The 25455-nt window shown below is 67.0% G+C and carries 28 protein-coding genes; 20 read left to right on the forward strand and 8 right to left on the reverse strand.

All coding sequences use genetic code 11. From position 1 onward, the window contains the following. Positions 1-138 precede the first annotated feature (138 nt). From PV768_RS08960 to PV768_RS08985, 6 genes are all read left to right on the forward strand, one after another. Positions 139-978, forward strand: coding sequence for an IclR family transcriptional regulator (locus tag PV768_RS08960; RefSeq protein WP_421092832.1), 840 nt, complete (start codon positions 139-141; stop codon positions 976-978). Positions 979-1046: 68 nt separating this feature from the next. After that, positions 1047-1721, forward strand: coding sequence for a GTP cyclohydrolase II (locus PV768_RS08965; protein WP_157239837.1), 675 nt, complete (start codon positions 1047-1049; stop codon positions 1719-1721). Positions 1722-1737: 16 nt separating this feature from the next. Next, on the forward strand, positions 1738-2961 hold the full coding sequence (locus PV768_RS08970) for an acyl-CoA dehydrogenase family protein (RefSeq protein WP_421092833.1): 1224 nt from the start codon (positions 1738-1740) through the stop codon (positions 2959-2961). Between the two features lie 51 nt (positions 2962-3012). Then, positions 3013-3831, forward strand: coding sequence for an HAD family hydrolase (locus PV768_RS08975; protein WP_321215021.1), 819 nt, complete (start codon positions 3013-3015; stop codon positions 3829-3831). A gap of 112 nt (positions 3832-3943) precedes the next feature. Further along, positions 3944-4192: a hypothetical protein gene (locus PV768_RS08980; protein WP_157239831.1), complete on the forward strand. Its 249-nt coding sequence runs from the start codon at positions 3944-3946 to the stop codon at positions 4190-4192. 56 nt (positions 4193-4248) lie between these two features. Then, complete coding sequence (locus tag PV768_RS08985; protein ID WP_323057807.1) at positions 4249-5052, forward strand: glycerophosphodiester phosphodiesterase; 804 nt, start codon at positions 4249-4251, stop codon at positions 5050-5052. Between the two features lie 19 nt (positions 5053-5071). Here PV768_RS08985 and PV768_RS08990 read toward each other — a convergent pair whose 3' ends face one another. Then, complete coding sequence (locus PV768_RS08990; protein WP_421092834.1) at positions 5072-5377, reverse strand: hypothetical protein; 306 nt, start codon at positions 5375-5377, stop codon at positions 5072-5074. 140 nt (positions 5378-5517) lie between these two features. Between PV768_RS08990 and PV768_RS08995 the strand changes: the two genes are divergently transcribed. After that, positions 5518-5718, forward strand: a complete 201-nt coding sequence (locus PV768_RS08995) for a DUF6480 family protein (RefSeq protein ID WP_421092835.1) — start codon at positions 5518-5520, stop codon at positions 5716-5718. 85 nt (positions 5719-5803) lie between these two features. Here PV768_RS08995 and PV768_RS09000 read toward each other — a convergent pair whose 3' ends face one another. The 3 genes from PV768_RS09000 to PV768_RS09010 form a co-directional block, all read right to left on the reverse strand. Then, the gene (locus PV768_RS09000) at positions 5804-6856 is read right to left on the reverse strand and encodes an EAL domain-containing protein (protein WP_321215025.1); all 1053 of its coding nucleotides are present in this window, start codon (positions 6854-6856) and stop codon (positions 5804-5806) included. Between the two features lie 165 nt (positions 6857-7021). Further along, a complete protein-coding gene (locus PV768_RS09005; RefSeq protein ID WP_421092836.1) occupies positions 7022-8563 on the reverse strand; it encodes a putative bifunctional diguanylate cyclase/phosphodiesterase in 1542 nt (513 codons plus the stop codon). An 18-nt stretch (positions 8564-8581) separates the two neighbouring features. Continuing rightward, a complete protein-coding gene (locus PV768_RS09010; protein ID WP_421092837.1) occupies positions 8582-10225 on the reverse strand; it encodes an ATP-binding protein in 1644 nt (547 codons plus the stop codon). Between the two features lie 237 nt (positions 10226-10462). On the opposite strand from PV768_RS09010, the gene PV768_RS09015 reads away from it, so the two are divergent. The 5 genes from PV768_RS09015 (at position 10463) to PV768_RS09035 (ending at position 14160) form a co-directional block, all read left to right on the forward strand. Then, positions 10463-11227, forward strand: a complete 765-nt coding sequence (locus PV768_RS09015) for a class I SAM-dependent methyltransferase (RefSeq protein ID WP_421092914.1) — start codon at positions 10463-10465, stop codon at positions 11225-11227. 91 nt (positions 11228-11318) lie between these two features. Beyond that, the gene (locus PV768_RS09020) at positions 11319-11618 is read left to right on the forward strand and encodes a hypothetical protein (protein WP_421092838.1); all 300 of its coding nucleotides are present in this window, start codon (positions 11319-11321) and stop codon (positions 11616-11618) included. A 91-nt stretch (positions 11619-11709) separates the two neighbouring features. Beyond that, a complete protein-coding gene (locus PV768_RS09025; RefSeq protein ID WP_157239821.1) occupies positions 11710-12129 on the forward strand; it encodes a hypothetical protein in 420 nt (139 codons plus the stop codon). A 20-nt stretch (positions 12130-12149) separates the two neighbouring features. Further along, positions 12150-12959: an SDR family oxidoreductase gene (locus PV768_RS09030; RefSeq protein WP_421092839.1), complete on the forward strand. Its 810-nt coding sequence runs from the start codon at positions 12150-12152 to the stop codon at positions 12957-12959. A 76-nt stretch (positions 12960-13035) separates the two neighbouring features. Next, positions 13036-14160, forward strand: a complete 1125-nt coding sequence (locus tag PV768_RS09035) for a glycerate kinase (RefSeq protein ID WP_421092840.1) — start codon at positions 13036-13038, stop codon at positions 14158-14160. Between the two features lie 91 nt (positions 14161-14251). Here the strand turns inward: PV768_RS09035 and PV768_RS09040 are convergent, their stop codons facing one another. Both PV768_RS09040 and PV768_RS09045 read right to left on the reverse strand, forming a co-directional pair. After that, positions 14252-14917, reverse strand: a complete 666-nt coding sequence (locus PV768_RS09040) for a DUF6766 family protein (protein ID WP_421092841.1) — start codon at positions 14915-14917, stop codon at positions 14252-14254. 36 nt (positions 14918-14953) lie between these two features. Further along, on the reverse strand, positions 14954-15475 hold the full coding sequence (locus PV768_RS09045) for a DUF6328 family protein (RefSeq protein WP_421092842.1): 522 nt from the start codon (positions 15473-15475) through the stop codon (positions 14954-14956). Between the two features lie 209 nt (positions 15476-15684). Here PV768_RS09045 and PV768_RS09050 point away from each other — a divergent pair, with 209 nt between their 5' ends. The 4 genes from PV768_RS09050 (at position 15685) to PV768_RS09065 (ending at position 19173) form a co-directional block, all read left to right on the forward strand. Beyond that, the gene (locus PV768_RS09050) at positions 15685-16584 is read left to right on the forward strand and encodes an SDR family oxidoreductase (RefSeq protein WP_321215033.1); all 900 of its coding nucleotides are present in this window, start codon (positions 15685-15687) and stop codon (positions 16582-16584) included. Positions 16585-16651: 67 nt separating this feature from the next. Beyond that, positions 16652-16990, forward strand: a complete 339-nt coding sequence (locus tag PV768_RS09055; RefSeq protein ID WP_157239812.1) for a hypothetical protein — start codon at positions 16652-16654, stop codon at positions 16988-16990. Positions 16991-17401: 411 nt separating this feature from the next. Beyond that, positions 17402-18304: a GAF domain-containing protein gene (locus tag PV768_RS09060; RefSeq protein ID WP_321215034.1), complete on the forward strand. Its 903-nt coding sequence runs from the start codon at positions 17402-17404 to the stop codon at positions 18302-18304. After that, a complete protein-coding gene (locus PV768_RS09065; RefSeq protein ID WP_421092843.1) occupies positions 18301-19173 on the forward strand; it encodes an SGNH/GDSL hydrolase family protein in 873 nt (290 codons plus the stop codon). The genes PV768_RS09060 and PV768_RS09065 overlap by 4 nt, the downstream gene beginning before the upstream one ends. On the opposite strand, the gene PV768_RS09070 is transcribed toward PV768_RS09065, so the two are convergent. After that, positions 19170-20522, reverse strand: a complete 1353-nt coding sequence (locus PV768_RS09070; RefSeq protein WP_421092844.1) for a uracil-xanthine permease family protein — start codon at positions 20520-20522, stop codon at positions 19170-19172. The two genes, PV768_RS09065 and PV768_RS09070, sit on opposite strands and share 4 nt — an antisense overlap. Positions 20523-20726: 204 nt before the next feature. Between PV768_RS09070 and PV768_RS09075 the strand changes: the two genes are divergently transcribed. Both PV768_RS09075 and PV768_RS09080 read left to right on the forward strand, forming a co-directional pair. Further along, positions 20727-21332, forward strand: a complete 606-nt coding sequence (locus PV768_RS09075) for a malonic semialdehyde reductase (protein ID WP_157239805.1) — start codon at positions 20727-20729, stop codon at positions 21330-21332. 131 nt (positions 21333-21463) lie between these two features. Beyond that, positions 21464-21976 (forward strand): 2'-5' RNA ligase family protein, encoded by a 513-nt coding sequence (locus PV768_RS09080; RefSeq protein ID WP_421092915.1) that lies wholly within the window; start codon positions 21464-21466, stop codon positions 21974-21976. Here the strand turns inward: PV768_RS09080 and pgm are convergent. Next, complete coding sequence (gene pgm, locus PV768_RS09085) at positions 21966-23618, reverse strand: phosphoglucomutase (alpha-D-glucose-1,6-bisphosphate-dependent) (RefSeq protein WP_157239802.1); 1653 nt, start codon at positions 23616-23618, stop codon at positions 21966-21968. The genes PV768_RS09080 and pgm overlap by 11 nt on opposite strands. A gap of 181 nt (positions 23619-23799) precedes the next feature. Here pgm and PV768_RS09090 point away from each other — a divergent pair, with 181 nt between their 5' ends. Together PV768_RS09090 and PV768_RS09095 are read left to right on the forward strand one after the other, a co-directional pair. After that, positions 23800-24786, forward strand: coding sequence for an NERD domain-containing protein (locus tag PV768_RS09090; RefSeq protein WP_421092845.1), 987 nt, complete (start codon positions 23800-23802; stop codon positions 24784-24786). Between the two features lie 51 nt (positions 24787-24837). Next, complete coding sequence (locus tag PV768_RS09095; RefSeq protein WP_421092846.1) at positions 24838-25377, forward strand: DUF4190 domain-containing protein; 540 nt, start codon at positions 24838-24840, stop codon at positions 25375-25377. Positions 25378-25455: the final 78 nt, after the last annotated feature.

The raw sequence follows: 25455 nt of genomic DNA on the forward strand, positions 1-25455 counted from the left end.
CCCGCCCCCCCCCCCCGGCCCCCCCCCCCCCCCCCACCCCACCCCCCCCCCCCCCCCCCCCCCCCCCCCCCCCCCCCCCCCCCCCCCCCCCCCCCCCCCCCCGCTTCCGGCCTCCCTTAGGGAATGATGGGTACCACCATGAGTGCAGCAGAATCCGAGACCACAGGCAACGGCGACAGCAAGGGCGCTTCCGTCATCGTCAACGCCATCGCCGTCCTCCGGACTTTCTCGGCGGACGAGCCACTGCTCGGCGTCACCGAGATTGCCAACCGCGTGGGGCTGCACAAAAGCACCGTCTCCAGGATCCTGGCCACTTTTGAACAGGAGCACCTGGTGGAGCGGGACCCCGAGACGCGCCGCTTCCGGCTCGGCCTGGGCCTGATCGCCGTCGCCGGGCCGCTCCTCGCCGAACTCGAGGAGCGCCGCGTCGCCTACCCGGTTCTGCGGGAGCTGTCCGAGCAGACCGGTGAAACCAGTGCACTCATGGTGTGGAGCGGTGACGAATCCATCTGCGTGGAGCAGATCGCCAGCCACCACCAGATCAAGCACACCACCCCGCTGGGTGCCCGGTACAGCGACGCCCTCAGCTCCTCAGTCCAGGTCTTCCTCGCCCAGGAGCCGGAGGAAAGGGTCCGCTCCCTGCTCAGCAGCGGGACGATCAGCTATCCCGGCCTGGACGAATCCAGCCTGGATGCCTACCTGGTCCGGCTGAAGGACGACCTCCGCCGCGGCTGGGCCGTCAACTACGGGGAAACCTCCATCGATGAGGTGGGACTGGCGGCCCCCGTTTACGACCATCGGGGTGAGGTGGTGGCTGCCGTCCTTATCCCCGCGCCGCGGTTCCGGGTCTCCACGGAGCGCATCCAGGCCTTGGGGGAGTCATGCGCGGCAGCTGCTGCCAAGGTCACTGCGCGCCTGGGCGGCAGGCCGCGCGAAGCTGCCGGGCGCGTCTCCGGCCAGCGGCAGCGCGGAAAATAAAGCTTGTAGCTTCAAGTAAGCTCGGGTATCGTTAGGTTGAAAGTTCAACTAACGCCTGAGGACCCGAAATGCCCCTGACCAGTAACCAGTACGTCAGCCGCGGGCTCGGTAGCGCCACCGTTCGCAGCCGGGTCAGCGTTCCCCTGCGCTTTCCGGACGGCTATGCCGCAACCGCCGACGTCCTCACCTTCCACGGGCTTGCCGACGGCAAGGAGCACCTCCTGCTTGGACTCGGCGGCTGGGAACAGGCCCTGCTGCTCCACGGGGAATCGGCGCAGTCCGCGCCCCTTGTCCGGCTCCACAGTGAATGCCTCACGGGCGATGTGTTTGGCAGCGAGCGGTGCGACTGCGGCCCCCAACTGCGCGAAGGGGTGGAGGAGATCGCGGCCACCGGCGGGTTCCTGCTGTACCTGCGCCAGGAAGGCAGGGGCATCGGCCTGTACTCAAAGCTCGATGCGTACGCGTTGCAGGACGCAGGCCTGGACACCTACGAAGCGAACGTGGCCCTGGGCCACGGCGAGGACGAGCGGGACTACACGGCCGCTGCCCAGATGCTCGCCGCGCTTGGCGCCACGTCAGTCCGCCTCCTCAGCAACAACCCGGACAAGACGGCCCAACTGAAGGCGCTGGGCATAGAGGTCACCGAACAGGTCCCCACGGGAGTGCACCTGTCTCCGGCAAACCACCGCTACCTGGCCGCCAAGCGGGACCGCACCGCCCACACCCTGGACTTTGCGGCCTGAGGCGGGCGGGACAGGCATGACAATCTATATCGACGATGTTTCCGCCGGCGTGTCCACCGTTCCTGGATCCGCGTCTTCGGGGATCCCAACACATGAGGAACTGCTGGCCAGGGTTGATGCCCTGGTTCCCCGGCTGAGGGAGCGGGCGGAGGAAACGGAGAACCTGCGGCGCATCCCGGACATCACACTGCTGGAACTGCAGGACGCCGGCGTCTTCAGGATCCTCGCCCCCATCGGTGTCGGCGGTTATGGCATGGGCGTGGAAACCTATGGTGAGGTGGTGCGGAGGCTGGCCCGGGGCTGCCCCTCCACGGCCTGGAACGCCGGGCACCTGATGGAGCACGTCTGGATGCTCGCACGCTGGCCGCAAGCGGTGCAGGATGAAGTGTTCGCAGGCGGCCCGGCGCCCCTGGCAGCCGCCACCGGCGCGCCGGTCGGCATTGCCGAGGAGGCGCCCGGCGGTTACCTCATCACCGGCCGCTGGAGCTTCGCCTCCGGCGTGCTGCACTCCCAGTGGGCGCTCCTGGCGGTGGACCACAACGGCGTGCGCCTGCAGTGCCTTGTCCCCATCAACGATGTGGAGATAGTGGACACCTGGCACACCGCCGGCCTGAGGGGAACCGGAAGCAACGACATCCACGCACAGCAACTGTTTGTGCCTGCCCGCCGGGCAGCGGCCTGGACCCTGCTGACGGCTGAGGACAATCCCGGCAGCCGCATTCATCCGGACCCCATCATCAGCACGCCCATGGGCACGCTGTTGAACATTGTTGCCCCTTCGGCCGCACTGGGAGCCGCGGAACACGCCCTGGAGCTGTTCCGGGAACAGATGCTCAGGCGCAAGGTCAAGAACACTGCGGAGAGCCGCCAGGCGGACTCTGCCGTTGCGCAGGCGCGCTTCGCCCAGGCTTACGGGCTGGTTGCCACCGCACGGCTGCACTGGGCGGAGGCGGTGCGGCTGGTGGATGCGTCCCATCGACGGCCGCCGAGGACCATGGCGGAGGGGAAGAGGGCGCAGTATCGCCTGTCCTTTGCCCTCAGCGGCGAGGCCGCTGCCCAGGCCGTCAACCTGATCATGGCCCGCTCCGGCGGAAGCGCCCACCGGCTTTCGCATCCGCTCCAGCGGATCCAGCGGGATGTGGGCGTCCTGCTTAACCATCCAACCCTGGCCACCGATCCCATCCTTGAGCAGGCGGGCCGGGGGCTCCTTGGCCTGGGCCTGTCGGTCTCCAGTTTCTAGCAGGCACCGACGGCGGCGCTGGCCCCGGGGACCGCCACGTAGACTGGCATGATGCGGTTGGTAGCAAGCGACATTGACGGAACGATCCTCGGCCACGACGGAAAAATCAGCGACCGCACCGTCCGCGCCTTCCACGCATGCCGGGAGGCCGGCGTCGAACTCGTTTTTGTCACCGGCCGGCCGCCGCGCTGGCTGCACCCGCTGCAGGACCGGCTCGGCCATGCGGGAACCGTCATCTGCTCCAACGGCGCCGTGGTCTGGGACCTTGAGGCGGACAAGCTGGTCTCGGCCCGCACCTTGACCATCGATGCCGTGCTGGAGGTGCGCCGCATCATCAAGCGTCTGCGCCCCGCCGCCCTGTTCGCCGCCGAAACGCTGGGCGGGTTCCATCTGGAGCCCGGTTTCATCGAAAACGGCTCCAGCGAGTTGCTCGCCGAATTCACCCCGGCGCCGCTCGCCCAATCGCTGGCGGCGGACGACGCGGTGGTGAAGTTCCTGGCCATTGTCCGCGAGGGCACCGCAGATGACTTCCTCGCGGAGGTGGCTCCCGCCGTCGAACACCTCGCGTCCGCCACGCACTCATCGCCGGGCGTGCCGATGCTCGAGCTCGCGGTTCCCGGGGTCAACAAGGCCGTCACCCTGGCCGAATACGCGGCCAGCCTGGGAATCCGGGCTGCGGACGTGGTGGCCTTCGGAGACATGCCCAACGACATCGAAATGCTCCGCTGGGCAGGCCAGGGCTACGCCATGGCCAGCGGCCACCCTGAAGCAATCCGCGCGGCAGGGCAGCAGGCCCCGCATTTTGACGACGACGGCGTGGCCCAGGTCCTGGAGGCGCGGCTGGCCTCGCTGGGTGTCCAACTGTCCTGACTCTCAGGTGCCGGCGCCGTTTACACAGCTGGCGCTCACCTCGCGTTTACCTTTGCTCCCTAACGTGGGAAACGGAGAGCCCAACCTCTCCGTTCCGGCACAGGGGGAAGCAATGGGAAGAAAAGCGAAGCTTGGAAATGCTGAGGCGCCGCTCCGCGAGGCCGCGCCTGCTCCGCACTGGAAGAAGCTGCGGCAGGGCGACCGCGTCCGCGTCCTCCTGGCCCCGGGGTTCGAAGCCAGCGGCCTCGTGGATGCGGTCACCGCCGACCATGCGGCGGTATGGATCGATTTCGACGGCGGGCGCGGCCGTACGCTGCTGCACTGCAGCGACGGAGTGGACATAGTCCTTCAGGAGGGCTGACCGCCGCGGCCCTGCCGCCCGCCCCGGGCCGGTGCCGCCTGGGGTACGCTCGCATTGTGGCACTCCCCTTCTTCGAGCATGCTGATGCAGACGGGTCGCCGCTGCCCATCCCGATGGCCCACCGTGGATTTTCGCGTGAAGGTTTGGAGAACTCGATGGCCGCGTTCCGCGCCGCCGTCGACCTCGGCTACCGGTACCTCGAAACCGATGTCCACACCACGGCCGACGGCGTGGTGTTCCTCTTCCATGACGAGACGCTGGACCGGGTGACCGACGGCAGCGGGAAGGTGTCCGAGCTTCCCGCCCATAAGGTGGCCGAGGCGCGGATCGGCGGACGCGAGCCCATCCCGCGGTTCGATGAACTGCTCGTCGAGCTGCCTGGCGTCCGGTTGAATGTGGACGTCAAGGACTGGAATTCCGTACGCAGCATCGCCGCTGGAATTGAATACCACCAAGTGCACCACCGGGTGCTGCTGACCAGCTTCTCGGACCGGAGGCGGCGGGCGGTGCTGAAGCTGCTGAGCCAGCCGGTGGCAGCGTCAGCCGGAGTGGTTTCGGTGGGCTTGTTCACGGTGCTGGGCCCGATACTCCCCGGACCGGTGTTCAGGTGGAGCATGCGCCTGAACCTGCGAGGAGTCCACGCCCTGCAGGTTCCGGTGCGTTACGGCAGGGTGGAAGTGGTGACGCCCGGGTTTGTCCGCCGCGCCCACACCTTGGGCCTGGTGGTCCATGCCTGGACGATCAACGATCCCGGTGAAATGCGCCGGCTCCTTGACATGGGCGTGGACGGTCTGGTGACCGACCGCGCGGACCTGCTCCGCGAGGTCCTGCTGGAACGCGGAAAGTGGCCGCGCGGCTGAGGTCACCTACGCCCGGCCACTACCCCCGACCCGTGCTGGTGCCCCCGCTACCGCCATTGCTGCCGGCCGGCTCGTCAGGCTCCGCATCCCCGCCGAAGGGATTCTCCGATACGGGCCCGGGGGCTGCGCCGGTCTTGAGTCCCGGAGCCTCTTCCTTCTCCGCTTCCATCGCGTTGGAGCCCTCGCTCAGGGAGGAGTGCACTTCCACGTCATCGTTGGGATCCGCGGGATCAGGAACATGTGCTTTCTCCGTGGGCTTTGATGTCCCTGCCAGATCCTCCATGGCGTTTTCTGCTGCCTTGCCGATGCTGTCGCCGATACCCATGTGGCTGCTCCTTCCGACCTTGCCTGCCGGGCAATCCAGCGGATGCCCGAAGCATTACCCTTCCAGAATTATCAGCATGCTTACAATTAGTCCAGAGCCGGGGTAAGGAACCCCGGCCGTGCAGGAAGGACGCATGCACCGTGAGCAGATACCATCCGGAAAATGATCCCGCGAACCCTGACCAGCCGGGCAAGCAGGGAAGCGGGGACTCCGCCGCATCACCGAATCCGGACCCTGCCGAAGGCAACGTCACCGGGCTGGAGCCGGGTGGGGGAGTGCCTCCCGGCGAGACGCCGCCGGCTGAGGACCAAATGAGCCGCGACCAGGGCCACAGCGAATAGCCCCGCCGGCTGAGGGCCTGCCGGATTGCCCACGCCTGAACCGGCCCGGCGGGCTTCCGCCGGCTGAGGCCTTGTGCCAGTGCGGTTAGCTTGTGTGTGGTTTGCCGGCGGCCTGATCGGGTCCCGCCACGTGGCGGCTGATCCCGTCCAGGTCCAGCCGGCTGTTCCAGCTGGCCCAGTCCTTGGGCCGCACCGAAGGCCGGCCGAGGAGATAGCCCTGCCCGGCTGTGATTCCCAGTTCGGTGAGGACCTTGAGCTCCCCAACAGTCTCGATGCCCTCTGCCACGAGTGACGTGCCGATCTGGTCCGCAAAGTCCACCAGGCAGGCGGCAAGGGCGCGCTGGAGGCCGTCTTTGTCGACATCGCCGATGACGTTCCGGCCCACCTTCAGGAAGTCCGGGCGGAGGTGCACCATCCGGCTCAGTGCCCCTGCCCCTGAATGGGTGTCATCCACGGCGATCCGCAGGCCCTGGTCGCGCAACGGATTGATGGCGGCGATGAACTGCGGGTATTCCTCGTCCGTGATGGTTTCCGTCAGTTCGAGCACTACGCGGCTGACGGGAAGCTCGATGTGCTCGAACAGTTCCGGAAGCCTGGGGTCAAGGCATGAATCGGGCGAGATGTTGAGTGACACGAACAGGTTCTCGGGAAGCGTCTTAGCTGCGGCGGCAGCAGATCCCAGTGCCGAAAATTCGAGGTTCGCTCCCAGCCCCACAGCGGCTGCCTCAGCGAACCACAGTTCTGCCGCAGCACCGTCGTCGCTGACGAACCGGGACAACGCCTCGACTCCCACCACGATTTTTTCTTCCAGCCCGTAAATGGGTTGGAAGGCTGTCATCAGCATCTGGCTCTCAAGCAGGGCGCTGATGCGTGACATGCTGCGGATTGCATCGATCTGTTCCGCCACTTTGGGCGGGACGGCGGGTGTGAGGCGCATCTGCCTGGCAGTCTCCAGCGTTTCCGCCGTGTTGGCGTCACTCCGCCGGGTCTCAAGAAGGTATTCGAGGAGCGCACGCTCGGGCACTCCGGGATTTTCGTCCAAGCGGTTGCTAAGGCGCTGCCGGACAGCCGCTCCGGCCGGATCCGTGTCCGCCAGCACAGCGGCGATAATTCCCCATGCCTGTATTCGAACCGACATTAGCTACGCCCCCAGTTGACGAAGTAATGACCCAATGGCCCTTTGATGTTCAATTTGTAAACGCCTTTAGAGTCCGGTGCCCAGTTCAACACTGATTTTCGCGGCGACGAAAACCCACACACCGCATCATGATCGTATATCGCAGGAAACAAATGCGCAGTAGTTTCAGCCTTGCTGCTTTGCGCGTTCCGGCTGTTTTGCCACTAATTCCGGAATTTGTTCCGGAGGGACCGGCCTGCTGAAGAAATAGCCCTGGGCGCTGAGGCAGCCCAGGCCGCGAAGGATCTCAGCCTGCTCTGCTGTTTCAACGCCTTCCCATACCGCTTCCAGCCCGCACGCCCGGACCAGCTGCAGGACCGCCGCCACCAGGGCGGGCTGCGTGGGATCGGTTCCCAGCCCGGTGATCAGTGACCGGTCCACCTTGACCCGGTCCACCGGAAGCCGGCGCAGGTAGCTGATGGACGAGTAGCCGGTGCCGAAATCGTCGATCTCGATCCCCACGCCCAGGCCCCGCAGCCCGCCCAGCGAGTACCGGTCAAGATCGTTGCCTTTGACGATGGCAAGTTCCGTCAGTTCCAGCACCACCTGGTCCGGCCGAACGCCGGTTTCCTTCAGGACATTCCTGACATCCTCGATGAACTGCAGGCTCTGCAGGTCTGTGGCGGAGATATTGATCCGGACTGAGAACCGGCTGTCCACGACGGAGGCGTTGACCCAGTCGCGGAGCTGGTGAACTGCCGCCCGGAGCACCCACAGTCCCAGGTCGGAGATCAGCCCGGCTTCTTCCGCCAGCGGAATGAACTCGTCCGGCATGATCAGGCCGCGGGTCGGATGGTTCCAGCGGACCAGGGCCTCAACGCCCTCGATCCGGCCTGAGCCCAGTTCCACGACCGGCTGGTAGTTGAGCGTCAGGCCGTCCGTGCTGATGGCGGTACGCAAATCCTCCACCAGCTGGCTGCGGAGCCTGCGGACAAGCAGGAGTCCCGGCTCGAAGCGGTGCAGCTTGTTCTGGCCTTCCGCCTTGGACGCGTACATGGCGACGTCGGCCTCCATCAGCATGTCCTCCGGCGTCTTGCCCGGCTCGCCGGCGCTGAGCCCGATGCTGGCACCGCAGCGGAGGCTCCGTCCCGGCAGCTCAATGGGCTCACGTACGGCTGCCAGGATGCGGTGGCCCACAAAGCCGGCCTGGTCATGGGTGGCCGAGGGCAGGACGATGGCGAACTCGTCGCCGCCGAGGCGGGCAACGACGTCGGATTCGCGCACGGCGCCGCGGATTCGTTCCCCCACGGTGATCAGGACGTGGTCCCCGGCGGAGTGGCCCAGGCTGTCGTTGATGGATTTGAACGCGTTCAGGTCCATCATGAGGAGGACCGGGCTTTCGTCCGATTCGGTGTCGGCCTCAAGGGCGGCGTTCAGTGCGTCGATCAGGGCGGAGCGGTTTGCCAGGCCCGTGAGCGGGTCCTGCATGGCCATCTTCTGCATCTCCAGATGGGCCTCGTGCAGGAGCCGGGTCCGGACCTGCACCCGCTGTTCAAGCTCCTCGTAGATGATCTGCAGGTCCTCGGCGAGCAGGTTGGTGCCCATGATGATGGCATCGAGCTCGTCACGCGCCGGAGAAACCTCGATCCGTGAGGTGAGGTCGCCGGACGCCAGCCGCACAATGCCTTCCAGGAGCCGGGAGAGCCGCGGGTCGTTATCCGCAAACATCGGAGTCCTGCATCCCGCTCAGTTTTCCTGGCTGCGTTCAGCGTCAAGGGGGAGGCTGACCGTGACCGTGGTCCCTGCGCCCAGGATCGAGGAAACGTCGATCCTGCCACCGTGCCGGGACACGATGTCCTTGGTGATGGCCAGCCCCAGCCCTGTCCCGGGAATCGCCCCCGACATGGCGTTTGATGCCCGGTAGAAGCGGGTGAAGACGTGGTCGATCTCGTCGCTCGAAATGCCGATGCCGGTGTCCGCCACACTGACCGTGGCCCACCGGGTGCCATCAGCCGCGGCGTGCGACTCGCTCCCCACCTGGATGCGCCCTCCGCTGGGGGTGAACTTGATGGCATTGGAGACCAGGTTGGTGAACACCTGCTGCAGCTGCACCTCGTCGGCAAGGATCTCCGGGTCCTCCGGAACCTGCTCCACGGCGATGGTGACGTTTTGCAGTGTAGCCAGGGGCCGAAGCGCCGCGGCCACGAGGTCCAGGGTCTGTCCCAGCCGCACCGGGGTGAGGTGCATCAGGCTGTCATCAAGGCCGTTGCGGGAAACGCTCAGCATGTCCTCGATCAGGATCCTGAGCCGCTCCGTGTTCCGGACCACGATGTCCAGCATCTGGTGGACTTCGGGAGAGACGGGCTGCTCGGTGCTTTCCTGGATCATGTCCAGATACGCCATGATGGACGTCAGGGGCGTCCGCAGCTCATGGTTGACCGTGGCAAGGAAGTCCGTTTTGGCCTTGTCCAGCTGCTGCAGCTGCTTCACCACCTGCTGCTGGCTGCTGATCAGGTGGCTCTGGATCAGTCCGTGGGCCGCGTTGCCCGCCACATGTTGGATGAGCCCCAGTTCAGTCCCGGACCAGGTCCGCGGCTGGTCGATCATCGCAATCCAAATAATGCCCAGCGAAGAGCTGCCCTCGCCCATGGGCACGGCCAAGGAGGAAACGGCGTCGCCGATGCCCGGTGAAGCGGCCTCACCCGCCGTCGGCTCCTCCGTGCCGGGTGAAGACGAGGTCTCGGCGCCGGCCCACAGCAGGTCCGCTGTCCGGCGGGCATCATCCTCGTCCGGCAGTGCCTGTTCGTTGAGCGGCGCCAGCCCGGGCCTGCTCCAGGCGGCGTTGATGCGGGGAACCCGGCTGTCCTCGAAAGTGGTCAGCCAGACGTGGTCGGCCTTGAAGGTCCGGCCAAAGCCGGCCACCACATGGCGGGCGATCTCCTCCGGGTCGTTCGTGGCCCGGACAGCGGCAGAGACCTGCCGGAGCTGTTCGCGCAGTGCCTCGGTTTCCTGCCGGGCGGCATTGCGGCGGGCCACCATGTCGATCAGGGCAGTGGCGCGGTAGGCCAGTTCCCGGGGGGCGGGCGGCTTGGCGATGCAGTCGTGGATGCCGGACGGCTTCATGGCAGCGAGCTCTGCAGGATCGTCGAGGTCCACCACCACAAGTACCGGCGCGTCTGCTTTGACGGCGGAGAGCGACGTGTCAACCACGACGACTGAAGGGCGGCTTTCTTCCAGGGAAGCAGCAAGTCCGGCGGCGTCCCTTGCGCACAGGACCGAATAGCCCGCATCCCGCAGCGCCTTGGCATATGATGCGAGGCGCGCATCGTCAGGGTCTGCCACGACGGCGGTGCGCGGCGCGCGCAAGTCACTCGGCGTGTCAGCCGCCACGGTGTCCCCTTCCCTCCCAGTTGAGTACATTGTATGGTCACGCCGGGCGGGCGGCTCCCCGGGAAAGAAATGGAGGACTTTTACCGCCCTGGCGGGCGCCGACAGGAGCTGCCAAGGGGGTCATGCAGGCGGCAGATCCCGCAGCCGGGTTGTCCGGGCCCCTATATTTGATCCGTGCCCTCCCCCTCGAAGTCCCTCCCGGCAAAGTCACTGTGGTCCACCCTGCAGAAGTACCTGATGGTCCCTAAGCTCATCCGGCTGTCCCGCTCTGCCCCCAAGGACCGGCCGCTGGCATGGGACGCGTACTGGGCCGGCATCAGGGGGGCCGGAGGCGAGGTTCTCTGGGATGCCGGGACCGACCATGAATTCCTCGGCTACAGGGACGTGCTGCTTCGCCACCTGGACCCGGACCTGCCCGTGGTGGACGTGGGCTGCGGCCACGGCAGTTTTACCCGCGCGTTGGCCGCAGTCTTCCCCGAGGTCATCGGCGTGGATGTTTCCGGGCAGGCCATAGCCTACGCGGGCGCCCAGGCACCCACGGCCGGCAGCGCAGGCCCTGTGCGCTACGTTGCGCGGGACATGACCGCGCCGGGGGCGGGCAGGGGATTGGCCGGCAGCACTGACGCAAACGTCTTCATCCGGGGCGTGCTCCACGTGCTGGATCAGGCCGACCAGGCGGCGCTGGTGGAAAACCTGCGGCTGCTGGTCGGAAGCCGGGGCACCATATTCCTCGCCGAAACGAATTTCCAGGGCAATCCCGTTGAGTACGTTTCCCACCTCGGTGCAACCCGCCAAAGCATCCCGGCCCCCCTTGAGCGCGCGATCCGCGGGCTGCCGATGCCCGGCCATTTCGGTCCCGAAGAGCGCTCGCGGGTACTTCCGCCGGAGAGTTGGGAACTCCTGGAAGACGGGGAAGTGGCCATCGAAACACATCCAATGACCGGGATCGGCGGGAAGAGCCGGGTGCCGGGGTATTTTGCTGTGCTCCGTCCGAGGCATTAGCCGGGGCTCAGCCCCTTCCGCCCGGAGGCTGGCTCCTTTCCGAAGGCGCATCGCGCCGCCACTCAAACCCTTGACACGCAGGCGGATCGGGATGCTGAATGGCAAGTACACTTACTGCCGACCGGCAGGGGAAGGGCAGGCGGAGTCATCCAAATCCCCTAAGTATTCACAGGAGGTCACCTCAACGGAGGACGAACCGGAGCGCGAGGGCCGGAGCCTGGCCGCCACGCACGACGAAGAGCGAAAAGGGCAGGATCCGGCACATCAGCCGGGGGGATGGTTTGAAAAATCCGACTCCCGGGGACTGAACTTCATTTACCAGCAACAGCGCAGCGACGGCCAGCAGTCAAACATCTTCCGGCTGGAGAATCCCGGTCGCGAAGACGCCTAAACCGCGCACCGTTCTGCCGCCAGCACCAGCACCGGCCCATGAAGCCGGCGCCGGTTTGCCGACGGTGGACGCAGACCTTACAGGAACTACCATGCGCAAACTCATTCCCTCCGGTTCCCTCCGCGGGATGCTGCTCCCGCCCACCTATGGGAACCATGTCACCCGCTCCACGGAGTTCACCGTCCTGTCCGTCGAGATCTGGTCCGCGGGATTGGTGGTCAACATCCACTTGGCCTCCGACGGTGCGCCGGAGCCGCGCATCAGCCTCCAGGACCACTTCGGAACGGCGTACTCGTTCCGGGATTCCGCCACCGTGGGGTCGAGGAACCTCCAGGTGTTCACCCCAACGGTGCCTGCCGGAACCAGGAGCCTGACCATCAGGTCCGCGGACGATCCTGAGGGGCGCCCTGTAGTGACCTTCGCGGTGCCGCTGATGGCCGTGCCGGAAGAGCCTGATTCTTCGCAGGACGGCGAATATCCCTCGGCGCCGGAACTCCGCCGCCCGGCTTGACCGAACGAAAGGCTGCCACCGTGCAGGACACCGCAGGATTTGCCCCAAGCGCCGCCATCGTTACCGGCTCGGACTCCGGCATTGGGAAGGCAACGGCTGTCGCCCTTGCCAGGGCCGGCATGGACGTGGGTGTCACCTGGCACTCAGACAAAGCCGGCGCTGAAGGCACGGCCGAGGAGGTGCGGCGGCTGGGGCGCAAGGCGGTGGTGCGCCGGCTTGACACCACTGAACTTCGCGCCGCCGGGGCCGTCATTGACGAATTGGCGGACGAACTGGGCGGAGTGGACGTCTTCGTCAACAATGCCGGGACCGGCGACGGCACCAAGTTCCTGGACCTGGACGTCGACACCTGGATGCGAACACTGGACACCAACCTCAACGGGGCTTTTGTTTGCCTGCAGGCCGCCGCCCGCCGAATGGTGCAGGCCGGCAAGGGCGGACGCCTGATTGCCGTCACCAGCGTGCACGAATTCCAGCCGCGGGTGGGTTCGTCCGCCTATGACGCGTCCAAGCACGGCCTGGGCGGCCTGATGAAGACGCTGGCGCTCGAGCTCGCCGAACACGGCATCACGGCCAACAGCGTGGCGCCGGGCGAGATCGCCACTCCCATGACAGGGCAGGAAGACGAGGACCCCACCACCAAGGACCGGCCGGGTGTGCCCCTGGGCAGGCCCGGTGACGCCCGGGAAATTGCCGCGGTCATCGCCTTCCTTGCCTCGGCAGGTTCCAGCTACGTCAACGGCGCATCCTGGGCGGTCGACGGCGGAATGCTGCAGATGGGGCCGCAGGCCGGCTCGCACATCACCAGCCACGAGTGGCGCGAGGGCTAGCCTCGACGCCTGGGGGTCCGTCCGGACTGCGGATCGGGCAAGCGCTTTCCTATCAGCTGCTGGCATGATGGAGCGCATGCGCATTCTTATTGCTCCGGATAAGTTCAAGGGTTCCCTGACCGCGGCCGAGGCGGCGGCTGCCATCGCCGAAGGTGCTTTGCGGGTCTATCCTGACGCCGTCGCCACGCAGTTCCCCATTGCCGACGGCGGCGAGGGGACCCTGGAGGCGGCGGTTTCGGCGGGCTACGAGGAGCGCCTCAACGCCGTCGTGGGCCCCATCCTTGCGCCAATTGGCGCCGCCTGGGCCATCAGCAAGGCCGGCGACGGCAGGGTCACCGCCGTCATTGAAACGGCCCAGGCCTCCGGCCTTGCGGAGATGGACCCCACCCCGGCCAACGCCCTCCGGGCCCACAGCTACGGGTGCGGGCAGCTCATCGCGGCAGCCCTGGACGCCGGCGCCAACGAGATCGTGCTGGGCCTCGGCGGCTCGGCCATGACCGACGGCGGCAGCGGGGCACTGCGTGCCCTGGGACTGAAGCCGCTGGACTCCGCGGGGAACGTGGTGCCCCTGGGCGGCGGTTCACTCGCCGATGTCGCCGCGCTGGACACGAGCGGGCTGGACCCGCGGCTTGCCGCCACAACCTTCCGCATCGCCGTCGACGTACGCAACCCCCTCTACGGACCCGAAGGCGCCGCGCACGTCTTCGCACCGCAGAAAGGCGCGGACCCGGACACAGTGGAACTGCTCGACGCCGGCCTCCGCAACTGGGCGTCCGTGCTGCGCGAAGCCACGGGCCGGGACGTTAACGTCGCCGGGGCGGGCGCCGCCGGTGGCTTCCCGGCGTCGTTCCTTGCCTTCACCGACGCCGCGCTGGAAGGCGGCTTCTCGCTTGTTGCCGGGCTGACCGGGCTGGCCGGACAGCTGGGTGAGGCAGACCTGGTCATCACCGGCGAAGGATCCATGGACTCGCAGTCACTGACCGGAAAAGCGCCCATCGCGCTCGCGGACGCAGCCCGGGAGCGCGGCATCCCGGTGATCGTGGTGGCCGGCAGGATCCTGGTCACGCCTGAAGAACTTGCCCACCATGGTGTGGTGGCTGCCGCACAGCTGCTGGACGTGGCGCCCAGCCCGCAGGATGCGATGGGAAACGCCGCCAAATACCTGGCCCGGGCAACCAGCCAGGTACTCGAGGGCGCCTAAGGGCTAAACGGTAGTGGTGCTGCGCCGCCGCCACCAGCAGGGGCGGTTCCCATGATGGTTCGCCGGCAGATTCCTTTCGGCTGTGCCCGGCTCAGGTGCCGGTTTCATAATGCGGCTCTGCAACGGGTTTGGACTCCGGCGATCCCTTTTCCCGCAGATAGACGGACGCGCCCACCAGGACGGCGACGGCCAGGAACTCGCTCTGCCAGTTCTGGAAGGATTCAAACCAAAAGCGGCTGGTGCCCACGTACTGAATGACCGAGACGCCCGCCTCCCCGTGGCTTTCCTGTTCCTCGTTGTACGCCGAGGCGCCGCCGAAGGCGTGCGCGGTGAACGAGCCAACGAACAGCAGGAACAGGAGGATGGACAGCGAGTGCTCGTAGACCTTGAGGACTGCGCCGCCGCGCTTCACCGGCCAGGGGGTGGCCTTTTTGATGGCCGCCTGGCGCGGGTCCTCGTCCTGTGGCGCGTCCTTGCCTACAGGCTTGGACTCGGAAGAGCCCCTCTGGAACAGAAAGGCAGTCAGGGCCACATACATGGCCATTTGCAGGAACTCCGATTCCCAGTTCTCAAAGGTGGCCTCGACGAAGTCGCCCGTGGCCAGGAATGCCAGAACTGATACAGCGGCTTCCCCGTGCGCCTGCTGCTCCTGGCTGTAGTTCGCCGCGCCGGTCAGGATCATGCCCGCAAAGAACACGAGGAACAGGCCCGCGTTCACCAGGAGCAGCCCGTGTTCCCTCATCCATTTGCTGCTCATTGTTAGCCTCCCTTCAAGCCATGGGGCGCCGTGTCTTCAGTGGCGCGCCTGTTCATGGGGCGCCGTGTCTTCAGTGGCGCGCCTGTTCAAATGCATGGGGATGTAGACCAGCAGGACCACCATCACCGCCATCAGCGCCCCGCCTGCAGTAAGGCCGGCCGTGCGGCCGGCGGCCACATCGAAAACAAGCGCAGCCGTACCCGCGCTCAGGAGCGCGATTCCGGCAAGGGTCATCTTGGCGATCGAATCGCCGCTGGACACCAGGGTTTCCTTGAGCCGCTTCCGGAACAGCCGCCGGTGCACGCTCACCGGCAGGAGGATGAGTGCGGTGGTGAGGGCCGCAATCACCACGTTGGCCAGGTAGAGGTTGACCTGGAAATCGTCGAGATCCTCGAACCGCTGCTGGAAGGGGAGGGTCAGCAGGAAGCCGGCAAGGATCTGAACGCCCATCTGCAGCACCCGCAACTCCTGCAGCAGTTCTGCCCAGTTGCGGTCCAGTTGTTCCTCGCGGGTTTCGTTCCGGCCCGATCGGCCTGTGTAATCCTCCACCTCGGACACTGCTTCTCCTTCACTGCCAGCCTCTTAGTTCCCTTTCTACTCTTCCCCGATCCAGAAGCAAGGCTGGCGTTGCACCCGTCCCAACATTTGGTAAGTTTACTGATTATATTCGCACCGAACGGTGGACTTTGCTCCTCCGGCCGGGATAGCTTCGAAGGACCGGTGCACAGCGGAGCTCTTCGAAAACCGACACAGTGAGCAGGCGGACTATGAGCGACACAGGCAAGCAGACAGACCAGCCAAAGGATCCGCGGGGCGGCTACCACTCGGGTCCGTTCCCGGAGCAGGAACAGAAGCAGCCCGGCCTCACGGCGCCGATGGAACCCAAGCCCGACCATGGCGAACTGAGCTACGAGGGGCACGGGAAGCTTCAGGGCAAGGCGGCCCTCATCACGGGCGGTGATTCCGGAATCGGCAAGGCCGCCGCCATTGCCTTTGCCCGTGAGGGTGCCGATGTGGCCATTTCCTACCTCCCGGAAGAGGAGGAAGATGCGCAGGACACCGCTGACTGGATCCGCAAGGCGGGCCAGCGCGTCCTCCTGTTTGCCGGAGACGGCCGCGAGGAGGAATTCAGCACGCGCATTGCCGGGGAAACCGTGTCCGGGTTTGGGCGGCTGGACGTGGTGGTGCTCAACGCGGCCTACCAGAAGAACCGCGAGAGCCTGGAGTCCCTGGCCACCGAGGAATTCGACCGCGTCTTCAAGACCAACCTCTACTCGCTGCTCTGGACCGCGCGGGCCGCGGTACCGCACCTCAAACCGGGCGCGTCCATCATCACCACGGCATCCATCCAGGCCTTCAACCCGTCGCCGGGCCTCATTGATTACGCCATGACCAAGGCCGCGCAGGTGGCGTTCACCAAAGCGCTCGCGCAGGAACTTGGTCCCCAGGGCATCCGCGTCAACGCTGTGGCGCCCGGCCCCATCTGGACCCCGCTGATCCCGGCAACGGAGTGGCCGGATAAGCTCCCGAAATTCGGCCAGGATACCCCGTTGGGGCGGGCAGGCCAGCCGGCCGAACTTGCCGCGGCGTATGTGCTGCTGGCCTCCGAGGACGGATCCTACATTTCGGGGGCAGTCCTGCCGGTAACCGGGGGCAAGGGGCTCTAAGCCCGGGCCCCAAACCGTACGCGACCCAGCAGACCAGCTTCATCCGAACAGACAACAGGAGGAAACCATGACGCAGGAAAACCAGCACGCGCAGCCCGAAACGGACCCGGGCGGCTACGGCACCCCCACCGCTGAGCAGGAAATGGGCGGAGCCCAAGGCGCCCCGGGCAGCGTGGAAACGAACGAGCCCCAGTCGGAGGCCGGCGGGGATCCTGTACCCCACGACATGGACCTTCCTTCCAGCGCCGCCGAGATCGACGAGTCCAACGACGACTCCCGGGGATCCGCCCCGGTCTCGTCCGAGCCAGGGCAGGAAGCTGCCGGAATTCCGGACGGCAGCGGCAATGACCTGCCCCAGGAGAAGTCGCCGAAAGACGACGACGGCGAGGAGTTCAGCGCCGGCTAAACACGCTCCGGGGCCGTCCGCGGCGGCCTCCCGCGAGCGTTGGGAAAGTTAGTTCGCATGGAGGCCTCCACCCCGTGGTTCCCCGGGGAACCGCAGGGCGGAGGCCTCCGGCGTGCCGGGACGTCCTGCCGCCCACATGCAACCGTCCGGCGGAACTTGCCGTAACCCTCGCGGGCCTTGCCGCGCAGGCCGAGCCCGCGTTCGCCGTCGTCATCAGTGACCAGTCAACCGGCAGCCGCAGCTGCGAAATGTGGCTGGCCCCGCAGCCTTCGCTCTGCCGCCGCGCTATGCTCCACGCTGCCGGCGGGTTAGCGTTCCGGGACGGCTCCCCCTCCTTTCGACCGGTCGGGGGAGTAGTCTTAGAAAACAGGTTTTGCAGTAGGCCGGAGCGCTTCAACCAAGGCGTGGATCATGGCCGCTGAACCAACAGGGCAGCTCGGCTGGGGACCCCTTCCAGTACCCCCGGAACAGGTATTCGACAGCAAGGATGTCGAAACCTACCTCTGGGAAGTCACCCGTGACTTCATGGCGGACATCAAGGGCGAACAGCGCGGCATCAGCTGGGCAGCCACCCTTTTCCGCCTGGGCCAGGCCCGCACCGTCGCCGCAGGAACGGAAAAGGCGCGCGAGGCTGACCGCGAACAGTGCTCGTTCGCCGACGGTCCGGTCATGGAGGCCATCCGCAGCGGCGAGTTTGTGCTGTTGTCCGATGTCAGCCGCGACCGGCGTTGGCCCGGGTACGCAAGTGCGGCCGCCAGCCACGGGGTGCAGTCGCTCCTCTCCATACCCATCGCCTCCGAGGGCGGAACGAGCGCCGCCATCAACCTGTACGCGGCCTTTCCCCACACGTTCACAAGTGACGACCTCCTCCGCAGCAGGAGCTACGCCCAGCAGCTGGCGCGCGCGTTGCGGGTAGTGGTGCGGGTGGCGGAGCGCGCCGAGGCAACGGCGGGGATCGCCGTCGTGCAAAGCTCCCTGGTCCTGGTGGACCTGGCGGTGCGCAGCCTCATGGATGAGTACGGGCTAAGCCGCGAGGGGGCCCTTCGATTCCTGCAGAACCAGGCTCTGCACCACGAACTCGACCTGCGCGACGCAGCCCTGAACGTGGTTGTGCCCGGCTCCGCCCGGGAGAGCCCCAGGGCCGGGGATTCCGGCAGGGAGCCCACGGGGCTGAGGCAGGGAACGCCCGACGGCGTGGCGGACTTCCGCCTGCTGCCTCCCGCCGAGCTGGACCAGCAGGCGGAAAAACCGGGCGGCCGGAAGGCCGGACGGGGCAAGGACACACCTCATCCTGCGGAAGGGAGGACGGCATGACCGCGCAGAAGCACGAGGAGCCGGCGTCGGGAGCCATGCAGCATCCCTGGCACCGCTTTGTGGCCCTAGGCGACTCGTTCACCGAGGGGGTGGGCGATCCCGAGCCGGAGAACCAGGGCGGGCTGCGGGGCTGGGCCGACCGCGTGGCCGAGGAACTCAGCGTTGGACGGCCGGATTTTGCCTATGCCAACCTCGCCATCCGGGGCCGGCGGCTGCGGGAGATCCTGGATCAGCAGGTGGGCCCGGCACTGGCCGCAAAACCTGACCTGGTGACGCTCTCCGCTGGTGGAAACGACATTGTGTTCCGCCGCAGCGACCCGGACAAGCTTGCCGAGAAGATCGACGCCGGCGTGGAGCAGCTCGCCCGCTCCGGGGCCACCGTGGTCCTTTTTGCCGGTCCCGATTGGGGCGCCACCCCGGTCTTCGGCAAGATACGCGGCAAGGTGGCCATCTTCAACGAGAACCTGTACATAGTGGCCGCCCGGCACAACGCCGTCATGGTTGACCTGTGGTGCCTGCGCGACCTCACCGGACCAGGCATGTGGGATCCTGACCGCCTGCATTTCTCGCCGCTGGGCCACCACACCATAGCCATAGGGGTACTGGAGGCCCTGGCCGTTCCCCACAGCCTTGAACCGATGCGGCCCAAGGCGCTCCCGCCGCGCAGCTGGAAGGCAGCCCGGGCCGAGGACCTGGCATGGGCCCGTGAATACTTTGTTCCCTGGGCCATCCGCCAGGTCAGGCACCCGGCGGCGGCTCCGCTGGCTCCCAAACGGCCCCAGCCAGGACCGGTGTTCGGGCATAGGCATTTCCAGGCCGGCCATCCGGCCGGCCTGCCCGCCGAGCCGCCGTCCCTTAAGAAGGCCTAGCGCTTCTTGGGTGTCCGCTTGGCGGCGGCGTTGACGGCTGCCTTCACGGCGGGTGGAAGGCCTGCCTGTTCCGTCTCGGGCTCGGCCGCGGTGCCCCTGGCCTTCGCTATGGCCTTCATGCCGTGGTAGATCACCAGGGCCGCTGCCGAGCCCAGGGCGATGCCCGTGAACTTGAGGTCACCGATGGTCCAGGTGTAGTCCGCGATGCCGATGATCAGGGCCACGGCGGCGGTGGTCAGGTTGACCGGATTCGAGAAATTGACCTTGTTCTGGACCCAGATCTTCACGCCCAGGATGCCGATCATTCCATAGAGCATGGTGGCCGCTCCGCCCAGGACGCCCGGCGGGACAGTGGCAATCAGCTCGCCGAATTTCGGGGAGAAGCTCAGCAGGATGGCGAAGATGCCGGCAACCCAGTAGGCCGCCGTCGAATACACCTTGGTGGCTGCCATGACGCCGATGTTCTCGGCGTAGGTGGTGGTGCCGGAGCCGCCGCCGAAGCCTGCCAGGACGGTGGCGGCGCCGTCGGCCATCAGCGCGCGGCCGGAAACGTCGTCGAGGTTCTGCCCTGTCATGGCGGCCACCGACTTCACATGGCCGATGTTCTCCGCCACGAGTACCAGCACCACCGGCACGAAGAGGCCCAGGACGCCCAGGTGGAATTCAGGGGTCTGGAACTGCGGGAGGCCGATCCACGCGGCGGCATCCATCTTGGCGTAGCTCACTTCGCCGCGCAGCATGGCCACGAGGTAGCCCGCTATTACGCCCACCAGGATGCTCAGGCGGCCAAGGATCCCGCGGAACAGGACGCTGACCAGGATGATGGTGGCCAGCGTGACGACGGCGGTGACGGGCGCGGCGTCGAAGTTGTTTTTTGCGGCGGGGGCAAGGTTGAGGCCGATCAGCGCCACGATGGCGCCCGTGACGATGGGCGGCATCAGCCGGTTGATCCAGCCTGCGCCGAACTTCTGCACAATGGCGCCCACCAGGGCCAGGGCCGCGCCGGCCAGCACCACGCCGCCCAGTGCCCCGGGAATGCCGAACTGCTGCTGGGACGCCATTATGGGGGCAATGAAGGCGAAGCTTGAGCCCAGGTAGCTGGGAATCCGGCCCTTAGTGATCACCAGGAAAAGCAGTGTGCCGATGCCGGAGAAGAACAGGGTGGTGGCAGGCGGCAGGCCCGTGATGATGGGCACCAGGAACGTGGCGCCGAACATGGCCACCACGTGCTGCATGCCCACGCCGATGGTGAGCGGCCAGGCCAGCCGCTCATCCGGGGCCACCACGTGGCCCGGCTTAATCGACTTTCCGGTGCCGTGCAGCTTCCATTTGATTCCGAGCATGCTCATGGCGGAGGCCTTTCGGGGGCTTTCGGGGGTGCCGCGGAGGGCGAAGATTAACTGGGACAAGGATACCGCCAGCGCCGCGTTGCGGCCTGCTGTGGCGGACGTCACCCGCCGTCACGGGAAGAGGGACGGGCTGGTTGAAGTTGCAAGTATGGAAAGCAACAAGGCCGCCCCGGTAAGCGGGGAGGCGCAGCGAAAGGTAAGCCCATGACAATTGCCCACGAAGAAGCGGTTATCGATTCGGCCGCCGTCGACGCCATTTTCGCCCAGGCCCGCACCGCCAACTCCTTCACCGGAGAGGTGACCGAGGATCAGGCGCAGGCAATCTACGAGCTGACCAAGTTCGGCCCCACCGCTTTCAACTCCCAGCCGCTGCGCGTGACCTACGTCCGTTCCGATGAGGCCCGCGCCAAGCTGGTGGAGGCCCTCATGCCGGGCAACCGCGCCAAGACGGCTTCCGCCCCGCTGGTGGCAATCCTCAGCTACGACACCGACTGGGCAGGGCAGTGGGACGCCTTCCTCCCCGGCTACAACGCCCCCAAGGCCATGTACGACGCCAACCCGGAACTCGCCGCCGCCACCGGCAACAACAACGCCCACCTGCAGGCCGGCTACTTCATCCTGGCCGTCCGCTCCCTCGGGTTCGCCGCCGGCCCCATGACGGGCGCCGACTTTGGCGCGATCGACGCAGCGTTCTTCCCCGCCGGGGACCAGAAGAGCTTCCTGGTGGTCAACATCGGCCAGCCTGCCGAAGACGCCTGGGGCGAAGCCAAGCCCAAGTTCGCCTACGAGGACGTCGTCCGCACCGTCTGACCCCCGGGACGCTCTCTCACTTAATGCGCCTTTTCTGCCATCGCTCTCTCACCCCTGAGAGAGCGATGGCGCTTAAGCCGCAATAAGTGAGAGAGCGTCGGCAGGGGCGGTGGCAGACTGGGGCTATGCCGATGCGGAACCTCGTCCTGGTGGCCTTCGTCGAGCCGGTGGCGGACGGGCTGGTCTTCCCCCGCAGCGAATGGCCGCTGCACATCACCCTGGTGAGGTTCGACGCCGACGCCCCGGACAGTGCCGACGCGGCCGAGCGCATCGCCGGCCTTGCAGAAGGCCCCGCGATGGCCGCCCTGGGCGCCCGGCTGACCGTGGGTGAGGACGCAGGCTTCGGCCGGAACGGCTCCGTGCCCGTGAACCTCATCCAGCCCCAGCCGGACCTGCAGGCCCTGCACGAGCAGCTGGTCGCTGCGGCCGGCAGCCTGGGCGGCACAATCCTGACGCCGGCCCACACGATGGCAGGCTACCGGCCCCATGTCTCGCACCAAGGCGGCAAACGGCTGAACCCGGGCGACGCCGTCGTGCTTGACCGTATTGCACTGGTGGACATGGCGCCGGACGGTGACCGCACCGTCCGGCGCATCCTGCGCCTGTGGGCCCTGCCGGAAACCGAAGAGCCGCCTAGGAGATAACGCTGTCCACCAAGGCCTTGGCTTCCGCCTGGACCTGCTTGAGGTGTTCCTCGCCCTTGAAGGACTCGGCGTAGATCTTGTAGACGTCCTCGGTGCCCGAGGGGCGGGCGGCAAACCAGGCGTTCTCCGTGACCACCTTCAGCCCGCCAATGGGCGCGCCATTGCCGGGGGCCTCGGTCAGCTTGGCCAGGATGGGTTCCCCGGCCAGGGACGTCGCCGTGACGTCCGACGACGACAGCTTGCCGAGTGCCGACTTCTGCTCCCGCGTGGCTGCTGCGTCAATGCGGGCGTAGACGGGCGCGCCGAACTGGTCCGTCAGGCCCTTGTACAGCTGCGAGGGCGACTTGCCCGTAACGGCGGTGATCTCCGAGGCGAGCAGGGCCAGCAGGATGCCGTCCTTGTCCGTGGTCCAGACGGTGCCGTCCTTCTTGTTGAAGGAGGCGCCGGCCGATTCCTCGCCGCCGAACGCGCCTTCGCCGGATAGCAGGCCGGGCACGAACCACTTGAAGCCGACCGGAACCTCAACGAGCTTGCGGCCCAGGCTTTCCGCCACGCGGTCGATGATGGACGACGAGACGAGGGTCTTGCCCACTACCGAGGCCGGGTTCCAGCCGCTGCGGTTGCGGTACAGGTAGTCGATGGCGACGGCGAGGTAATGGTTCGGGTTCATCAGTCCGCCGTCCGGTGTCACGATGCCGTGGCGGTCGGCGTCGGCGTCATTTCCCGTGGCGATGTCAAAGGCGGACCCGCCGTCGGACATCCGCTTGATCAGCGACGCCATCGCGGACGGCGAGGAGCAGTCCATCCGGATCTTTTCGTCCCAGTCCAGGGTCATGAACGCCCACTGGGGGTCCACCGTGGGGTTCACGACGGTCAGGTCCAGCTGGTGGCGCTCGCCGATCTCACCCCAGTAGTCAACGGATGCCCCGCCCATGGGGTCGGCACCGATCCTGACCCCGGCCTCGCGGATGGCGTCCAGGTTGAGCACGGACGGGAGGTCGTCAACATAGCTGCTGAGGAAGTCGAACTTGCCGGTGGTATCCGCGGCAAGTGCGTCGGCGACGGGAATTCGCTTCACCCCGCGCAGGTCGTTCCCGAGCAGTTCGTTGGCGCGGTTGGCGATCCACCCGGTGGCATCGGAATCGGCCGGGCCGCCGTGCGGAGGGTTGTACTTGAAGCCGCCGTCGGCCGGCGGGTTGTGGCTGGGGGTGACTACGATGCCGTCCGCCTGGGGGGCGCCGGCCGGGGCCTTCCGGTTGTAGGTGAGGATGGCGTGGCTCAGGGCGGGCGTCGGGGTGTAGCCGTGCCGGGCATCCACGAGGACCTGGACGCCGTTGGCTGCCAGCACCTCAAGTGCGGAGTTCTGCGCAGGTTCACTCAGGGCGTGCGTGTCCTTGGCCAGGAACAGCGGACCGGTGATGCCCTGCCCTGCCCGGTATTCCACGATCGCCTGGGTGATGGCAACAATGTGTTTCTCGTTGAAGGACGCCTTGAGGCTGGAGCCGCGGTGCCCGGAGGTTCCGAACACCACGCGCTGGCCTGGATCACCCAGATCCGGCGTGATGTCGTAGTACGCATCGAGGAGCGCAGTGATGTCAACAAGGTCCTGGGGTTGGGCAACTGTGCCCGCGCGGCTAGCCATGCCACCAGCATGCCAGACGGGGGCCGGAGTCAAAACGATCCGTCCGGAATGCGGCCGGTGTGTCCGGCCTGTGACGGAATAACGTCATCAAGCGAGTAGTCAACCTGAGTACTGCCCCGGAAAGTACTTATATACCGCCGCCTGCGTGCCCTGTTACCTTCGAAAAAATCCGGCAAAACGTATGGAAGCAAGGCACGACGGCGGGCGGCCGCCGTCGTCCTTCCGGCAGGGAAGCAGGGACGCCATGGGGGCAGGAGACGGGGCAGCCGAGCAGTCCAGGCTGGCCGCGGAGAGGGTGGCCAGGCTCAAGCGCCGGCTCGACGAAGCGGAGCGTTCCACGAAGCCGTGGGACGCGGGCGCCGAGAAGGCAGGCGCCGAGGGCACGACGGCAGTAGCCGAGAAGCTGGGCGAGCTGGTGCCGCGGGGCTGGTACGTGCTGCATGATGTCCACTGGCCCGGCCGGCCCAAGGCAAGCCTGGACCACGTCCTGGTGGGACCGGGCGGCGTGGTGGTGGTGGACTGCAAGGACTGGACCGGGGAGGTTCGGGTTGCCTCCGGCGTGCTGTGGCAGGGGCGATACGCCCGGACCCAGGCCGTGGAGGGGGCCCTGGCCCAGTGCGCCGCCGTGACGTCCGTGGTTCCCCCGAGGCACCGGAGGCTGGTGCGTCCCTTGATCTGCATGGCTGCCCAGCCGGACCTCTTCGGCGTGACGAACTCGGATGTTGCAGTGGCCGGAACAGGCCGCGTCGTGGGGGCAATAGAAGCCCTGCCTCCGGTCCTGGACCGGCAGGCCGTGGAGGGTCTGTACAAACACCTCGGCCAGGAGCTGACCCACGAACAGGAGGCCGGCATCACGGCGCTGCGGAGCATACGGCCCGGAACCGCGGTTCCGCCCGCCGGAACGTCCGCAAGTGATGAAGCAGGGCCAGCAGGTGTTGCCCCGAGGGCGGCCTCGCCGTCCCGTCCGGTGGTCCGGGACAACCCCTCCGGGACCACGCCGGCCGGACTTGGCCCGGTCCGGCGGCACAATTCGGCTCGGCACAATTCGGTTCGGCACGGTGCCGGCTCGGCGGCGCGCCAGCACGGAGCTGGCGGCGCAGGAAGGCTTGCCCTCCTTGCCGCTTTTGTGATCTTTGCGGTGTACGTCCTGCCCTACTGGGGACAATAGATCCCCCAGCCGGCCGGGAGTAGGCTGGAACAAAATCCAAGGGGGAAAACCATGTCCGACCAGCCCAGCCAGCGTCCCGAATCCGGACAGCCCGAGTCCGCCGCGCCGTCGGGCTTTGAGCCGCCCCGTTTCGCCGCGCCCTCCGCCGGCGGGACACCACCGCAGCCGCAGCCGCAGTACGGGCAGGGCGCTTCCGGTCAGGACGCCTACGGCGAACCGGGCCAGTACCCGACGCCGTACGGCCAGCAGCCGAGCCCCTATGCCCAGCAGCCGGGCCCGTACGGCCAGCCTGCCAGCCCCTATGGCCAGCCGGCGTACTACGGCATGCAGGCGGAGCCGAAAACGCTGAGCATTGCCAGCATGGTGTGCGGGATCGCCTCCGTCATCATGGGCTGGCTCCTGCTGCCGCAGGTCGCCGCGATCATCACCGGACACATGGCGCTCAAGCGGGAACCGGCGGGCAGGGGCATGTCCATCGCCGGCCTGGTCCTGGGCTACCTGTGCTTGCTGGGCTACGGTGCGCTCTGGCTGCTGGCCATCATCGGGATCACCATAGCCGGCACCACCAGCGGTTCGGGCAACATGTACTGAACGCCAGTCATGGGCCAGGCCAACCGCCTGAACCAGCCGCTGGGGCGGTCCGGCGCTCCCGCGCCCGGGCCGCCGTCG

The sequence above is a fragment of the Pseudarthrobacter sp. CC4 genome, from assembly GCF_048957775.1.
Classification (GTDB): Bacteria; Actinomycetota; Actinomycetes; order Actinomycetales; family Micrococcaceae; genus Arthrobacter.

Excerpts from the sequence above, each read along its gene's own strand:
- PV768_RS08970 (WP_421092833.1), top strand. The coding sequence starts at position 1,738 with ATGACAATCTATATCGACGATGTTTCCGCCGGCGTGTCCACCGTTCCT.
- pgm (WP_157239802.1), bottom strand. The coding sequence starts at position 23,618 with ATGGCTAGCCGCGCGGGCACAGTTGCCCAACCCCAGGACCTTGTTGAC.
- PV768_RS09080 (WP_421092915.1), top strand. The coding sequence starts at position 21,464 with ATGCGGAACCTCGTCCTGGTGGCCTTCGTCGAGCCGGTGGCGGACGGG.
- PV768_RS09050 (WP_321215033.1), top strand. The coding sequence starts at position 15,685 with ATGAGCGACACAGGCAAGCAGACAGACCAGCCAAAGGATCCGCGGGGC.
- PV768_RS08980 (WP_157239831.1), top strand. The coding sequence starts at position 3,944 with ATGGGAAGAAAAGCGAAGCTTGGAAATGCTGAGGCGCCGCTCCGCGAG.
- PV768_RS09000 (WP_321215025.1), bottom strand. The coding sequence starts at position 6,856 with ATGTCGGTTCGAATACAGGCATGGGGAATTATCGCCGCTGTGCTGGCG.
- PV768_RS08990 (WP_421092834.1), bottom strand. The coding sequence starts at position 5,377 with ATGGGTATCGGCGACAGCATCGGCAAGGCAGCAGAAAACGCCATGGAG.
- PV768_RS09015 (WP_421092914.1), top strand. The coding sequence starts at position 10,463 with ATGGTCCCTAAGCTCATCCGGCTGTCCCGCTCTGCCCCCAAGGACCGG.
- PV768_RS09025 (WP_157239821.1), top strand. The coding sequence starts at position 11,710 with ATGCGCAAACTCATTCCCTCCGGTTCCCTCCGCGGGATGCTGCTCCCG.
- PV768_RS09020 (WP_421092838.1), top strand. The coding sequence starts at position 11,319 with ATGCTGAATGGCAAGTACACTTACTGCCGACCGGCAGGGGAAGGGCAG.
- PV768_RS09095 (WP_421092846.1), top strand. The coding sequence starts at position 24,838 with ATGTCCGACCAGCCCAGCCAGCGTCCCGAATCCGGACAGCCCGAGTCC.
- PV768_RS09075 (WP_157239805.1), top strand. The coding sequence starts at position 20,727 with ATGACAATTGCCCACGAAGAAGCGGTTATCGATTCGGCCGCCGTCGAC.
- PV768_RS08975 (WP_321215021.1), top strand. The coding sequence starts at position 3,013 with ATGCGGTTGGTAGCAAGCGACATTGACGGAACGATCCTCGGCCACGAC.
- PV768_RS08960 (WP_421092832.1), top strand. The coding sequence starts at position 139 with ATGAGTGCAGCAGAATCCGAGACCACAGGCAACGGCGACAGCAAGGGC.
- PV768_RS09060 (WP_321215034.1), top strand. The coding sequence starts at position 17,402 with ATGGCCGCTGAACCAACAGGGCAGCTCGGCTGGGGACCCCTTCCAGTA.
- PV768_RS09005 (WP_421092836.1), bottom strand. The coding sequence starts at position 8,563 with ATGTTTGCGGATAACGACCCGCGGCTCTCCCGGCTCCTGGAAGGCATT.
- PV768_RS09035 (WP_421092840.1), top strand. The coding sequence starts at position 13,036 with ATGCGCATTCTTATTGCTCCGGATAAGTTCAAGGGTTCCCTGACCGCG.
- PV768_RS09055 (WP_157239812.1), top strand. The coding sequence starts at position 16,652 with ATGACGCAGGAAAACCAGCACGCGCAGCCCGAAACGGACCCGGGCGGC.
- PV768_RS09090 (WP_421092845.1), top strand. The coding sequence starts at position 23,800 with ATGGAAGCAAGGCACGACGGCGGGCGGCCGCCGTCGTCCTTCCGGCAG.
- PV768_RS08965 (WP_157239837.1), top strand. The coding sequence starts at position 1,047 with ATGCCCCTGACCAGTAACCAGTACGTCAGCCGCGGGCTCGGTAGCGCC.
- PV768_RS09070 (WP_421092844.1), bottom strand. The coding sequence starts at position 20,522 with ATGAGCATGCTCGGAATCAAATGGAAGCTGCACGGCACCGGAAAGTCG.
- PV768_RS09065 (WP_421092843.1), top strand. The coding sequence starts at position 18,301 with ATGACCGCGCAGAAGCACGAGGAGCCGGCGTCGGGAGCCATGCAGCAT.
- PV768_RS09040 (WP_421092841.1), bottom strand. The coding sequence starts at position 14,917 with ATGAGCAGCAAATGGATGAGGGAACACGGGCTGCTCCTGGTGAACGCG.